Origin of the sequence: Marinobacter salinexigens (genome assembly GCF_008370345.1) — a bacterium.
Lineage (GTDB): Bacteria > Pseudomonadota > Gammaproteobacteria > Pseudomonadales > Oleiphilaceae > Marinobacter > Marinobacter salinexigens.
The window spans coordinates 1-456 of record NZ_VTUU01000117.1 but is presented as its reverse complement, the minus strand read 5'-3'; the positions used below and the strand labels follow the sequence as shown (position 1 = coordinate 456).

Here is a 456-nt window from a genome sequence, read left to right as displayed (position 1 = left end):
GGCAGACTGACACTTCAATTGAGGCTGCGAAGCAGCGCATGCAAGAGCAGCTGAGTGCAGCAACTGCTGAAATGGTGATGCTGTCGACTGAGGAGACTGAGAAGAAGATGAAACAGGCAACCCACAAAGATGGAAGCACTAATGGTTCAGCAAAAGAAATCCCTAATGACAAGCCTGCCGTCACTAAGCCTAGTCCCTATGAAGAACTGATTGGGGACATCAAGGCTAGCCTAGGAAGTGCTCCGACCCCTACCCAGCTCAAGGCTGTGCTGGCCTCATCAACCCTTCCTCCCCAGGACGTGATGAATGCTCTCCTGGAGGCTCTCTTTGGTGGTGTGGGTAAGGGATTCACCAAAGAGGTTGTGAAGAACAAGAAGTACCTTGCAGTTGCTGTGCCAGATGAGGGTGCCCAGACCCTTCTGGTTCAGGCCATTGAGGCTTTTGGTGGGAAGTGCA

1 protein-coding gene is annotated in these 456 nt (G+C 52.4%); it reads left to right on the top strand.

Annotation, left to right across the window (positions count from 1 at the left end):
* Positions 1-38: 38 nt before the first annotated feature.
* The coding region (locus FWJ25_RS20900) for a eukaryotic translation initiation factor 4 gamma (protein ID WP_149601897.1) at positions 39-456 on the top strand (418 nt) is incomplete at its 3' end.